This window comes from Clostridium cellulovorans 743B (assembly GCF_000145275.1).
GTDB lineage: Bacteria > Bacillota > Clostridia > Clostridiales > Clostridiaceae > Clostridium_K > Clostridium_K cellulovorans.
The window spans coordinates 1,188,814-1,203,864 of record NC_014393.1; the positions used below are offsets into that span (position 1 = coordinate 1,188,814).

The following is a 15,051-nucleotide window of genomic DNA, read 5'->3' on the forward strand; positions in this document are numbered from 1 at the left end:
AATAATATCATAAACAGCTTCTTGTAATACATCTAAAAATTTCATAATTATCCTCCTGTCTTTAATATTTCGATTAATTCTAACATAATTTACAATAAACCATCAACATATTGATGGAATAGGGTTTAAAAGTATAATATAATTTAGATAATAATAGAATTTTATGGGGGAAGATGGCTATGGACATGATAGGGTCAGGCAAATTAAGTATTGATAATTTGCCTAAGGAAAGAAGAGCGATATTAGCTGGAATTGAAGCTCAGATACAAAAATTCAGAGGAAATGCAGAGCGTGAAGAAAAAGAATGTGCAAGTAAAGATAAAATTAGAGATAAAGAAAGACCTAATAATGTTATTTCAATATTAGGGGGAAGGGGTTCAGGAAAAACCTCAGTAGCGTTAACCATTTATAATTCATTAAGAAATAATAACTCTGAAAAAAACTTAGATTCTATTTTAAATATAATCGATCCATCAAAATTTAATGTAGAAGATAACGCTTTAGGGTGGATAATTTATAGCTTTGAAAATGATATAGAGAAATGGAAAAAGGATAATTCTCAAAATATTAATTATTGTAATGATATAAAAAACGATGGTTTATATACGAAATATGAAGAATTAAAAACAAATTATATCCATTCAAGAAAGTTTTATCGGGAAAACTTATCAGCTATTACTGAAAGTAGGTATGAGTATGATAAGATAAATGAAAAAATAAGTAGTGCTGATAGAAATTTAGAAAAATCCTTTAGAGAATTTATAGAAGAGCTATGTAATGTGAAGAGAGGAAGCTGTAAGAGCAGTGATGATTCTGGAATCAATGAACCAATGATTTTTATAACTTTTGATGACGTAGATTTGTGTCCTGAGAAAGGGCCTGAGATATTAGAGTTAATATTAAATTATTTAAGTCACCCTAATATAGTTTGTATAGTTTTGGGTGATTATGCTACCTTTAGTGAATCTTTAATTATAGATTTATGGAAAAAGAGCAACATTCCAAGTCAGTTAGAGAAAGACACTAAAGCTAATAATAACAATACTATATTTAATAATATAGTAAGACGTGCTGATGATATATTAGGCAAGGTATTGCCATATAAGTATAGGTTTGAGTTGAAAGATTTGGAACTTATGGACAGGTTGCATTTTACACCTTTTGGTAAGGGTAAAATGCCAAAATTATATGAATTGATTGATAAAATATTGATAATAGAAGTAAATAAAGGGAAAAGTGATGAACAGACTACTGGAGAATATGAAAAGAGCAGTTTACTGAAGTATTTTATAGAACCGCTGATTGATGTAAGTAGTATAGTAAAAAAAATTGAAGAACTTAATCTAGATAAAAATGAGACAAGAAGACCATATGATGGATATCATTTAGATGTAGCAGATAACAATTCATATAATGAGTTAATTTTAAAGTTACAAAATAGTTCTGAACATAGGAAAGACCTCAAGGAATTAAAAGCATTTGATTATGCGTATATTCTGAGTGGAAATCCAAGAGGATTAATAAATTTATATTATAAGTTAGAAGAAATCTGTGATGGTCTCGATAAACCTAAATTACAGGTTGTTAGCAGCACTTCTAGTAAGTTTTTCGGCTATGGAGATTATCAAGAAATTTATCTTAATAACTACAATATGTACACTAAGTTATTTGAAGCTTTTTATAATAGCAATATAGAGCTTGTTAACAATAACGATGGCTTTGATATTCGAGATATCTTAAAGTTAAATAAAAATCACTCCACCTTAGAAATTAATGGAAACCGATTAATCCTAACAGGTAGTGATTATTATGAGTATTTTAACTTTAATGTATCTACAAGCCTACTTACGATATCAGCTTTAAAAGAAAATCGAAAAATGGAAAAATTAAATAAGGATAAGTGTGCTTTTATTCAATTATTTTATGACTTAGCTAAGGTATTCCTTGGAAGTAAAATAAAAGAAGATGAAAAAACATGGAGTTTTAAAAATATATGTATATATAAGAGATCTGAAGATTATATAAGTTATAATTCAATAGATTTTAAATATTTTTATGATTTCTACTATTTCCAAAGGTTATATAAGGTATGTTTACCATTGATAATAAGAGATAGAAAAGTACATGCAGATATTAGAAATAGGCTTAAAGCAGTAGCTTTAAGTATTATTAAAGCTATTTCAGCTGATGAAGTAAAAGAAAAATCAAGATTTATAGAAGGTATATTTAACATTAATAAATTAGATTATTATTTAATTTCAGATATTAGAGATAAGTTAAATACTATAAATACCATTGCAGAAAACTATTCTGAAAGAGGAATTGGTATATTCTTTGATCATGAAAATACTGATAATATAGTTCATGAAATTCTTGAGAGCCAAGAACAAGAATATTATAGAGTTCGTGGTTTAGAGGAGATATTGAAAACCTCAAGATATCATCTAGTATGTAACGAAATATTAACAGCAAGTGATAACTCTAAGAAGAGTGTTTCTCAAAGATGTAGGGAGATTAAAGATATAGTAAATTCATTGAGGAATGATGAGGTTTTCGGTGATGGAACCTTCAATGAAATTTTAACATATGCAGAATCAGAAGATTGGCAAAACATGAGGAAGGAATTAGTTAAAATTAATACAATCATAGCTGAGTATTTAACTTATAAAATACAAACATCAGGAAACAGTATCACATCTGAGAAGGCTGTAGAATTAATTCAGAGTATAAAGGAAGTAAATCAAAAATTCTATAACAGGATTAATAAAAATAAATCAGTAGAGCCAGTTATAGGATTAGCTGAGTATACAGAATTACAAGATAAATTAAATTCAGTTATAAATAATTCTGAGATTCCGTTAATATCTAACGACTCATTATCAGAGAGTCGTATTCTTGAACCAATTATTGTAAATAAGAAATCAAAATTATCAGAGCAGTTTATCCTTAAACCAGTTATCGTAAATAGAAATAAAAAATCAAAGCTTGATGAGCCAGGTAAAATAGAATTTATGGTAAGTGAATTTTTACGCAGGTCTGTTATAAGGGAACCATTTAAAGAAAATGCCATAGGTGTACTAAAACAGGTTACTTCTGATGAAGAGGTCGTAAATATATGCAAAGACATTGATAAGAATAATTTTAAAGAAAAGATGTATGGAATTTCAAAGATTTTAATTGGAAGATGGTACAGAATAGGAAATATGGATAAGATAAATTTATTAAAGGAAGTTGCTACACCTGATAATGAAGAGTTTATATCAACCTACGAAAATGAGCTTTTAGTTTTATGATAAGGAGTTAAAAGAAAAAATAAATGAATAGCATAAATAGTGCATTTTTATATCAAAAGACAAAGCTAAAAACTGCTGTTTTGAATTCCGAATATTCTTTTGTAAACCCTAACTTTATAGATGAGGAATTTAATAAGGATGATCATTTAGAGTGTTTAAAGGAACTATATAACGAATTACGAGAAGGTATGATAGGGATAAAACTAGATAGCTTTAACCTAATCGCTAACATGGAGTGGAGAGCAGAATATAATAAAAAGCCTAGAGAGGATTATTATTTTAGTCTATGTAAAGAGATAGCCAATGATTTTTTTAAGATAAGAAGTGGACAACTATATATCGATGGAAATGAAAAGGAATATAGTGAAAGATATGATTATATATCCAGTTCAAATAGTAAGTCTCTTGAAGTTGGCAGTAAGACTAATAATAAATTTCAGTGGTATATATTAAAACAGATGATGGATGTAGATGTTTTAATAGGAGCTTATCTTATAAGTAAAGGGCTAACTAATATCTCGGACATGGTTTTGTGGGACACCTTGCTATATACTACAGATTCGCTGCTAGAGAAGGTTCTTGAAAAAGGAACAGCGGAATTACATATGCATGTAGTTGCAAGTAAAAGTTTTACAGCTTTATGGACAACCTTGATGAATCGTAATTTTCCAAAAACAAATTCTAAAAGTGGAAAGAATAAAGGACAAAGCATATTTGCACAGCTAAAAAACAACTACAGCTATGGAAAAATAAACTTTGAAAAAAGCGTGTATTTATTTAGATTGCTTCGTATATTATTAGCTATGTATTTACGAGAGTATAAAAGAAGTGGGATAATTAAGGATTTTTCTCAGTTCATAGAAAAGGTTATTGACGATGAAATGATAACCTTGATAATAAGTAAGGTACTAAGGCATATACAAGATGAAGAATATAGCTTTGATGAAGACGATAGTATTTCTATAGAAGCTATACAAGAAGCAATCTATAGAATAACTAAAAAATTCGATTTATATCTAGGTATGATAAAGAAAGGGGATATAGATGATTCTTATGAAGGAGAAGTTATGCTCTGGGAAAGTAATCTTGTCCACAATTCTCATATAGATACGCCGTATGAAGGAAAAGGCAAGGCTACTAGTAAAGTAACAAACGCAATATTGTCAGAGGATATATTAACAGGGTTATTTGAAGAGTTTTATCATATAAAAAATGAAGATATAATATTAAAATATAAATTTCAAGGAATAGTTTTGCCAGAGCAAGCATTAGTTTTTGAAGCTATGAAGTACATTGACAATAACTCTTGGGAAACCGATAAGGATCAGTGCTTTAAGAAATTATTTTGGCATTATGTTAAGTTTAAAAACATAGTTTATAGGCAAATTGTACAAGGGCCATCCTCAGGTAAGGGCCTTGATACATTTCAAGATTTTTATAAAAGGCAAAGTTTAATTGAAATAAAAAACTATATTTATGAGAGTTTTTATAGTCAAACTAAAAGCCAAAACATTAAAAAGTTTGAGATAAGATTGGGAATCAGCAGTGACAAAGAAGCAGTAGTAAAACTTTTGATGGATATTTTTCAGCAATACAAGAGAGTATTGAAAGAAGGCGGCTTTGGCAATGGTGAATATAAAGAAGTTCCACTTATGGGTATCGTATTTCATTTTATTAAACGGAAAGATAAGAACAAGGATAAATGTGCCTATGATGATGAATTAAAGAATAATTGTTTAGATTATTTATTTAATCAACAAAAGGAATATTTACAGCAGGCAAAAATTATAGGGGAACTTAGGTGTAATATAGATTTGCTAGACTACTATTTAGTAGGAGTAGATACAGCAAGTAAAGAGAATGAAGCAGAGCCCTATGCTTTTAGAGAAGCTTTTAATTATTTAAGAAGCATAGACGCCATAAAAAACCGAAATAGTAGAAAAGGAAGCTATCTAAAGCAAATAGGCTTTACTAATCATGTTGGTGAGGAGTTTAGGGATTTACTAAGTGGCTTAAGGCATATAGATGAAACAATTGAGCTATTTAATTATAAATCTGCAGATAGATTAGGACATGCTATTGCCCTGGGAATAAATATAGATAAATGGGCAGAATTTAACCAAGTAGTCTGCATTAATGCTGGAGAATATCTAGATAATTTATTGTGGCAATGGAATCTTTTAATAGAGGAAAAGATTGATTTAGACAGTATATCATTACTGGAACAGCGAATTTATGATGCAGTAGAGTACATATTTGGCTTCACAGAAAGTGTTAATGTAAGAGAATTGTACAAAGCTTATTATATGAAGCTTATGAATAAAGGCTGCTATACTAATGTAGTTATGGAGAAAGATAGAAAAGTATGTGCATTGCAGAAATACACTAAAAAGAAATATTATATTATGAATGAACCTTGCAAAGGTAATGCTGAATTTGTAGAGGATGACTTCAACAATATTATATGGTCATCACAAATGATTTATAAAGCGATGCAGTGCAAATATTTTATCAAGGAATTAGACAAAAATGTTACTATAAATATCGACAAGGATACAATAGAAAACTACAAACGAATTCAAGAAATAATGATTAAAAAAATAGGGGATAGGCAAATCATCGTTGAGACCAACCCTACATCAAATTTGATAATCGGAGAATTCAAATCTTTCGAGGATTACTATATCAGCAATTTAAGTTCACCTGAGAAGGAAAAGGTAATTGTAACTATAAATACTGATGATCCAGTTGTTTTTGATACTAGGATAAATAATGAATACGCTTTAATCTATGATATTATGATGCGAAAAGGTGATTATTCTAGTAAGGAAGTAATTGATTGGCTTGATAAGCTAAGAAAAAATAGCTTGGACTATAGTTTCATTAAGGATAGAAATTTAAGGCCAGAGGAAATTGTAAATGAAATAGATTATATATATAACCAGTTAGCTAATTATTTATAACGATACTTTCCTTACAATTTTTGATTTTTGTTCCCTAGCTTTGTTAGATAGTTAAGCATTTATAATTTTGCTTTACTGTAAAGTACAGATTTAATAAATTTTCATTTTCAAATAAATAATGTTTTTTACATTAAATTAAGAAAATCCACTACAGCAGAAGCAATGCTGCGGTGGATTTTTTTATTTAAGTTCCGTAAGATGCTTCCAATACCGTCTAGGCATCAAGCGGGCTTGGAGTCTAGGGTTTTTACGTTCTTCTATATTAACAGAATTATAAAAGGTTTTCCAAAGGCCTTCAAATCCATCGTTGCCTGTGAAAGCTTCTAAGGCTTTTGCTTCATCTTTTGTTAAATTACTTATAATAGCAGATTTCTTATTGTATATAATGGCTAGTTCTCTTTTTAAATCGTGAATTATAAAATTTTGATCAGAAAACCTATTTGTAAAATGATCTATTATCAATGGCAAAACATTGTGATTAGGTTCTATTGAAGCATAAAAGCTAAGTGGAGCAATTTCTTGAAACCTCACAAGACCTGTTAATAGATGAGCTTCACCAAAAACTCTTCTTGTGTATTTATCAACTAAAATTATAACATCATTGTTTTTTGCTAAATTTATTCTGGTACCATACTTATAGCAAAGCTTGATATAGTTTAGTATGAGAGTATCAGATTTGGGAATATCACTAAGATACAAATGATAAACATTCATCAAGGTATCATTATCAAGTTTTTCTACTATACTTTTATAGACTCTATCAAATTTATCATATTCAGTTGATATCTCTGAAATCTCAGTAAGCAAAGAGGGAAGATAATCCCTATTTTTTGTTATGATAGCTTCTTCTTTGCAGCTATAAGCATAAAAAACAGCCGTAAGTAATCCTTCAAAGCTATTATCATATATAAATTCTTTCAAACTAGAAAAACCTCCTATAAGTTATATTTTTAAGAAAACCTTCTGTGACCTATAGATAAACAGAGCCAATCCTCAGCCTATTACTAAATTTATTAACATCAAATAGTTGTATCAATAAAAACTTTTATGGATAATAAAAGTCTTTATTTTGAATATCTATAAGGATAATCCTAATTGTAATTAGAATGTTGTTATAATTATTTAAAGAAGGAGTTCTATAATTCACCTGTTAATGAACTGGATTTATCATTTAATAGTAGCAATTTATTAGTTGAAGAGCCCTTAGGAAGGAGTAGTTTACTGCTGTTATCCTCAATAAAATTAGTATTGCTTAGGTCGTTGTTTAAAAATGTACTGTCGAAGATATCGGTATTATCAAAAAAGCTTAATTGCTCTACCTCTTGATCCACTAGATTTAAATCGATTCTAGGAGTAAGGACTTTTTTTATAGCTACATCATCAAAAGCAACTTGACCATAGTATTTGCCTTTGCAGGTAATGAAATATTGAGCTCGTTTAAGGACTACCCCAAGCTTCTTTAAGTCGCAAAAATCTAAGGAATTAACTCTACGGGCGCTTACTATTTTTTGAGCTCCTCGTATTCCGATTCCAGGAATTCTTATAAGGGTTTTATAAGGTGCTTTGTTGATTTCAACAGGAAATAAATCCATATTATTTAAAGCATAAGTGGTTTTAGGGTCAAAGTTTATATCAAAATTAGGGTTCTTTTCGTTTAACAATTCTTCAGCCTTGAAGCCATAAACTCGTAAAAGCCAATCCCCTTGGTATAACCTATGCTCTCTAAGGGTTGGAGGGGCTTTAAGCTCAGGAAGATTTTTCCCAGTGTTAACTGGAATATAGGCAGAATAATAAACCCTTTTTAAATCAAATTTGTTGTATAAGTTTTCTGAAAGATTTAGTATATTTAAATCGCTTTCCTTTGTAGCTCCAACGATAAGCTGAGTGCTTTGTCCACCAGGTACAAATATAGGTGAATTTCTATACTTTTTACGCTCATATCTATTGATAGCAATATTCCTCTTTATATCTCCCATTGGCTTCAAAATATCAGTTTTACTTTTATCAGGGGCTAATAGCTTTAGCGAATTTGATGAAGGTAATTCTAAATTCACACTCATTCTATCTGCAAGAGAGCCAGCCTTTTGTATAAGAGCTTCATCTGCTCCAGGAATAGCTTTTAGGTGAATATAGCCTCCGAAATTATGCTCATTCCTTAGTTTTTCTACTACTTTTATTAGCAGTTCCATGGTGAAGTTTGCATTATTAATAATTGAAGAACTCAAGAATAAGCCTTCTATGTAGTTACGTCTGTAAAAGTTCATAGTTATGTTTACAACTTCTTCTGGAGTGAAGGAGGCTCTTTCAATATCATTAGATTTTCTATTGATACAATAGGAGCAATCATATATGCAGTAATTTGTTAATAGTATTTTAAGCAGAGATATACATCTTCCATCTGGGGTAAAGCTATGGCATATACCGCTTGGGGAAACAGAACCAATGGCTCCCTTTTTTGGACTTCTATTTGAACCAGAGGATGAGCAGGATACATCGTATTTAGCTGCTCCAGATAAAATTCTTAGCTTTTCACTTATTTCCATAATTAAATCACCAATCTTTGTATTTTAATAACTTTATTATAGCCTAATATTTTCAAAAGAACAAGTGTTCGTTTGTGTCTATTGATAGTATATTATGAAATATCTAATTATATACGAGATTCTATTATTTAAAGTTTATTGCTAAGGGCTATATATCCTGATTAAAAGTTTACGTTACTTTTATAAAAGTGATGAGGACTAGCAGATTAAAGGTAGAAACATTATTGGAACTTATACAAATAAATAAATAAATAAATAAATAAATAAATAGAAGAGGGGCTAAGGCTACTGGGAATCTGTAGATATATGTAGAATCATAGAAAATCATTTTCGTTGAAAAGGAAGAAAACTATCTTTATACTTTAAAGTGTAAATAATATAAAATTATGGATATAACGGGAGGAAAAATGATGAAAAGTAAAAAAATAAACAAATTAGCCATTGCATTAATTATGTTCTTAGGAATGTTCTTAGGAACTTATACTAATGCTATGGCTGAAGGAACAACTGGAACTACTACATATAGTGAGAACTTAATTCCTAAAATGAATGGATATACAACAGATGGAGTTACTGTTAGTTCCAGTAGTGACTGGAGTGTGGATTATATTGCATGGAAAGCATTTAACAGAAATCTTGATATACCCTATGAGGGCATTAATGGAAACTGTTGGGCTACTGTTAGTGGATCAGTAGCAGGGTGGTTAAAGGTAGACTTTGGAGTTGGAAATGAAAAAAAGGTAAATAAGTATACTATTAAAAGCAGGACTGCACCAGATAATAATTCTTCACCTAAATCTTGGACCTTTGAGGGGTCTAATGATAATGAAAACTGGACAGTTATAGATAGTAGAATTGATCAGCTAGATTGGGACGATAGTATAGGTGAAAAGCGAGAATTTACTTTTTCTAATAATACCAAGTATAGGTATTATAGAATTAACATAACCGCCAATGATGGACAAGTTCATAGCTCTATTGATGAATTAGAAATGATGGAAGCTATTAGTGTTAGTAATGTTACATTAAATAAAACAGTAGACACATTGAATATTGGTGATAAAGAACAGTTATTTGCATCAGTAGAACCTTATAATGCTGCAAATAAGAATTTATTATGGAAATCAGACAATCCAGCTGTAGCAACAGTTGATTCAACTGGTAATGTTACTGCAGTAGCAGTTGGAACTGCAAAAATAACAGCTACAACTGAAGATGGCTCTAATTTAACTACTTCTTGCACTGTAACTGTAAAGCAACCGATAATTTTAATTAGTGGAATAGCTTTAAATAACAAGACATTGGACTTGATTAGTGGACAAAGTGCTACTTTATTGGCTACAGTGACACCAGATAATGCCACTAATAAGAAGGTTATTTGGACATCAAGTAATCCATCAGTAGCAACAGTTGATTCTACTGGTAAGATTACAGCAGTAGCAAGCGGAACCGCAACAATAACAGCTACAACAATAGATGGGACAAATCTAAGTGACTCCTGCGCAGTAAATGTAAAAGCCGATACTAGCAACGATGTTTTATTGACTATATATCTGACAAATGGTAATAAAAAATCCTACGCAATAACTGATGAAAAATTAGACGATTTTTTAAATTGGTATAATGATAGAGCTGCTGGAATTGGAAAGGTATATTACGGCTTTGAAATGCCACCGGTTTCTAGTGAATTTAAAAGAAGAGTTGAATATGTAATGTTTTCTATGATATCAGACTTTGTTGTAGATGAATACAAGTAAATAAATTACTGCTGATTAGGGCTGTGGCACGAAGTGAATAACTAGTGCTGCAGTCCTTTTGTTATTTGTATATTAGAAGTAGTAGTTTGAAGTGAAGATATCATCGGCAAGTAATGTACAAGTCTTCGATAATTAGATATTCAATTTTTTACAATTCAGATTTGTGACGTAGATATTATATTGAAAAACTAGTATAAAAATACAATTATATAACGAATTTATAAACAAATTAGAATATCGCTTTACCCAGGAATAAGTCGATGATAGAATGTAAAATGAATTAAATTTATACAATATATATATAATTTAAATAAAAATAAACAATAAAAACAATATTATTACTATATAATGTATTGGATAAAATTTTTTTCAGCAGTACAAATTTATTTTTTATGTGGAGGTACATTAATGAAAAATGTTAAAAAATTAACAAAAGTTTTGGGAATATATACAATTGTATTCTCAATAGTATTCTCAAACTTTCAAGGTGTTTTAGCAACAACAAATGTGGACAAGCAAGAAACTGAAGAAACTCAAATGGCAGTTGAAAACGATGGACACGTTAATGGAGCAAAACCACTTACAGAAGAAGAAAAGCAGTGGATGGAAGAGAATATGATTAGATCAAAAGTTATTCTTCCAAATAAACTAGGTTTAGAGAGAAGCAATGAAGTAAGAGAAAAAAAGGGATTAAGCAAAATTGACGAAAGTAAGGCGGTAAAAGTTGGAGATGAAGTTATTGCAGATACAACAAGTGGAGGAATAACAGCTAAGGCAACAGCTAATGCTACAGCAACTAGTGGTTCTACAACAGAAAGTGCTGCAGTAGAAAGTATTACAGGAGAAAGTAGTACTTCTACGACTATTGAGGCTTCGTATCTTCCAAATAGTGTGGACAATTCAGAACTTCCATTTTTTCCTGAAATCCGTAGCCAAGGAGAAATAGGAAGTTGCGCTTCATTTGCAACTACATATTATCAAGCTACTTATATGACAGCTATGGCAAGAGGGTGGGACGTAAAGAATGATACTGATGATTCAAAGAAGTTTTCACCAAAATGGACATATAACCTTATAAATGGAGGTGTAAATAGTGGAAGTTCTGAAGTTAGTGCATATAGGCTTTTTCTAGAGCAAGGTATAGCTACTTGGAAAGATTTCCCGTATAATGGAAACAATATTACACAAAAGGATTACTTAGAATGGGCTACAAATGAGAATGTTTGGAAAAATGCATTGAATTTTAAAGCTGATAAAGCTGGATATGAAAGAATTTCTGATGGAACAGATACGCCAATACAAAATGAAACAGATGATTCTTTAACTAAAGTTAAACAACTAATAAGTAATGGATATATTTTTGAGATTACTACAGATATTTTAGATTGGAAATATAAACCTATATCGAATAATGATTTAACTAGTGAAGATGATAAATATGTTGGAAGAGCTTGTGCATATATTGAAGATTATAGTGGAACTAATGGACATGGTATGATTGTAGTTGGCTATAACGATAATATATGGGTAGATATAAATAGCAATGGACAAATGGATGTTGGAGAAAAGGGAGCATTTAAAATAGCAAATTCATGGGGAAGTACTTGGGGAGTAGATCCGAATACAAATACCAATGTATATAATAGTGATGGCTTCATTTGGGTATCTTATGATGCAATTAACAAAGTGTCTTCTGTATTAGGGGCACCAGAAGCACAACACCAAAGAGATAGTATTTTTAATACTTTCTATTGGATTACAGCTAAAACAACAAATTCCCCATCTTTAATTGCTTGTATTAATGTTATGCACAAAGAAAGAAACCAATTAAGATATGAGATTGGTTATTCAGATGTAACGGCACCAGATTCAGAAATAACATGGGCACCTATTACAGTAAATAAGGATACAGGAGCCTATTCTTTTGATGGTTCAAGCGGTACTGAAACACAGGGAACTATTGTACTTGATTATTCTGACCTTATAAAGCAAGGAAATTTAAGCGATGTCACAAAAAGATGGTATGTACGAATAACTGATATCAATAATGATGATATTGCTGGAACAAATATCAATTTCAAAGTAGTAGACTTTACAAAAGAAGGAAAAGAGTTTTCTTGCACTACAACTAATTCACAAGTAAATGGAGGATCTATAACTTTATATGTTGATCATGCATTAGGCACTACTAGTGCTGTAACAAATAAATGGAATTTGAAAAATGGAAATCCTTATACTAGCAATGATAATTATAACAAAGATCTGATTACTTATGATAATAAAATATATATGTATGATATGTCCAATCACAACTTAGTACAGTATGATTCTATTAATAATCAATGGAGTATTTATGATTCTACAACTTGGCCAGAATTAAATGTTAGATGTAGAATGGTTGGATACAATGGCAAAATATATGTTTTCAAAACTGATGAAGCACTATTAAGCAAACCAATTTACAAAATGTATGTTTATGATATAGCAACTAAAACTTGGGATTACACAAAGGCATTTTTGGAAGAAGAAATATCTGGTTCATCTATTGTGGAATGCAATGGTAAGATATACTTAATAGGTGGATATAGAGATACTAATTCACCTGATTATAATAGAGTGATACATGAATATAATCCTCAAACGGATAGTTGGGTGACTAAAGCAGAGCTTAATGTAAGCAGAACATATGCAGATTCTGTAGCAGCAAATGGAAAAATATATATCTTTAAGGGACAGTACGGAGTTAATGAAATTAAAACTATTGAAGTGTTTGATCCAATACTTAACAAGAGCTCAGTACTAGGAGATATACCTGAAAATATCTCATTTTATGGAGGCCAACCAATAATTAATTTAGAGGGCAAAATCTATTTCTTTGGAGACTCCAAATACCTTGTTCAAGAAATATATGAGTATAAGCCTACTAGCAACTCTTGGACAAAAGTATCAGAGGTGCCAGGAATTGCAACCACTAATAAAGCTATAGTATGTAATAATAAAATATATACTATGGTGGGATCGGAAAATAATTTCTACGAGTTTAATTCATCAGTTCAAGTACCAGTAGAACTAGAAAGAATTGGAATTCCATATTTCAATATCTTGAATGGTACATATTCGACTCAACAAACTGTATCAATAAATTGTTTTACAATTGGTGCTAAAATAAGATATACAACTGATGGATCAACACCAACAGAAACTTCAACTGAGTACACGGGTCCTATAACAGTAGCAGATGATATGACTATCAAAGCAATTGCAATGAAAGCAGGAATGACAGATTCGTATGTTATTACTGGTGATTACAAAATACAACCTCCAGTGGCAAACCCAGTATTAAGTCTTGCAGAAGGTAATTATAAACAAGGAAAAATACTTACTATAAGTTCTGCAACAGAAGGTGCAAATATAAGTTATAGGTTGACATTTGGCCAAACTCCTGGAGAATGGTTTCAATATACTGGACCAATAAATATAATTGGAAATATTACAGTAACAGCAAAGGCTACAAAAGTAGATATGACAAATTCTGATACAATTAACCAAAATTATAGGATAAGATCAATTATTGGGGATGTAAATGGAGATGGCAAAATCAGTATCAGTGATTATATAATACAAAAACGTATAGAAGATCCAAACTATGATTTACCTATTGATGATGATTTATGGGGTGGAGATGTAACTGGAGATGGTTTAATTAACAATGATGACTATGTTTTAATAAAGCAATGTAGAACTGAAGGGGAGAATTTTGGATATTTTCCAAAGGAGATAATGCCACTTAACGTATCCTTAAAGGATACACCAGAAAACAGTGTCACTATAGGTTGGGATAATTCTTTAGGTGTGGCTAATATAGTTAGTTACCAAGTATATAGGGATGGTTCTTTAGTAGGAACAACCAGTAGTACAAGCTATACAGATTCAGAAGTAACAGGAGATAGTGACTATATATATACAGTAAGATCTGTACTTGAAGACGGTACAATATCAAATGCTAGTATTCCATTGACAGTTAAAGCTTTTATTAAAACACCAACTTTTAGTGTTGGAACAGGTACATATACTTCAGTACAAACATTAAATATAAGTTGTGGAACTCCAGGAGCAACGATTGTTTATACTATTGATGGTACAGAGCCAACTTCAACATCAGAAGTATATACTTCACCTATTTCAATAGGTGGAACAAAAACAATAAAAGCAAAAGCTATAAAAACAGGAATTCCAGATTCAAATACAGTAAGTTCTACATATACAATGAACTTTAAGATAGGTGATGTAAATGGCGATGGCACTATAAATACTGATGATACAAACATGTTAAAAAGTTATATATTAAGCAATATTACAAGTTTTCCAGTGGAAGACAAAATGTGGGTAGCAGATGTAGATGGAAATAACAGAATAGATGGTATGGATGCAATCTACATAAATCAATACATAGCTGGAACAAGAACAAAATTCCCAAAAGAAGCATAGAAAAATA

Annotated in this window: 6 protein-coding genes; 4 read left to right on the forward strand and 2 right to left on the reverse strand. The window is 30.5% G+C overall.

Annotated elements, in window-relative coordinates; genetic code table 11:
* The first annotated feature begins 179 nt into the window (after positions 1-179).
* Complete coding sequence (locus CLOCEL_RS04915; RefSeq protein ID WP_010076410.1) at positions 180-3,293, forward strand: hypothetical protein; 3,114 nt, start codon at positions 180-182, stop codon at positions 3,291-3,293.
* Between the two features lie 23 nt (positions 3,294-3,316).
* Entirely contained in the window at positions 3,317-6,256 is a 2,940-nt protein-coding gene (locus tag CLOCEL_RS04920; protein WP_010076409.1) for an amidohydrolase family protein, read from the forward strand.
* Positions 6,257-6,436: 180 nt separating this feature from the next.
* On the opposite strand, the gene CLOCEL_RS04925 is transcribed toward CLOCEL_RS04920, so the two are convergent.
* Together CLOCEL_RS04925 and CLOCEL_RS04930 are read right to left on the reverse strand one after the other, a co-directional pair.
* A complete protein-coding gene (locus CLOCEL_RS04925; RefSeq protein WP_010076408.1) occupies positions 6,437-7,177 on the reverse strand; it encodes a TIGR03915 family putative DNA repair protein in 741 nt (246 codons plus the stop codon).
* A gap of 215 nt (positions 7,178-7,392) precedes the next feature.
* Positions 7,393-8,799 carry a putative DNA modification/repair radical SAM protein gene (locus CLOCEL_RS04930; protein ID WP_010076407.1) on the reverse strand — a complete coding sequence of 469 codons (1,407 nt, stop codon included), beginning with the start codon at positions 8,797-8,799 and terminating at the stop codon, positions 7,393-7,395.
* Between the two features lie 410 nt (positions 8,800-9,209).
* Between CLOCEL_RS04930 and CLOCEL_RS04935 the strand changes: the two genes are divergently transcribed.
* Positions 9,210-10,556, forward strand: coding sequence for an Ig-like domain-containing protein (locus CLOCEL_RS04935; protein ID WP_010076406.1), 1,347 nt, complete (start codon positions 9,210-9,212; stop codon positions 10,554-10,556).
* A 408-nt stretch (positions 10,557-10,964) separates the two neighbouring features.
* Complete coding sequence (locus CLOCEL_RS04940) at positions 10,965-15,044, forward strand: chitobiase/beta-hexosaminidase C-terminal domain-containing protein (RefSeq protein WP_010076405.1); 4,080 nt, start codon at positions 10,965-10,967, stop codon at positions 15,042-15,044.
* Positions 15,045-15,051 lie beyond the last annotated feature (7 nt).

Excerpts from the sequence above, each read along its gene's own strand:
- CLOCEL_RS04920 (WP_010076409.1), top strand. The coding sequence starts at position 3,317 with ATGAATAGCATAAATAGTGCATTTTTATATCAAAAGACAAAGCTAAAA.
- CLOCEL_RS04935 (WP_010076406.1), top strand. The coding sequence starts at position 9,210 with ATGAAAAGTAAAAAAATAAACAAATTAGCCATTGCATTAATTATGTTC.
- CLOCEL_RS04940 (WP_010076405.1), top strand. The coding sequence starts at position 10,965 with ATGAAAAATGTTAAAAAATTAACAAAAGTTTTGGGAATATATACAATT.
- CLOCEL_RS04915 (WP_010076410.1), top strand. The coding sequence starts at position 180 with ATGGACATGATAGGGTCAGGCAAATTAAGTATTGATAATTTGCCTAAG.
- CLOCEL_RS04930 (WP_010076407.1), bottom strand. The coding sequence starts at position 8,799 with ATGGAAATAAGTGAAAAGCTAAGAATTTTATCTGGAGCAGCTAAATAC.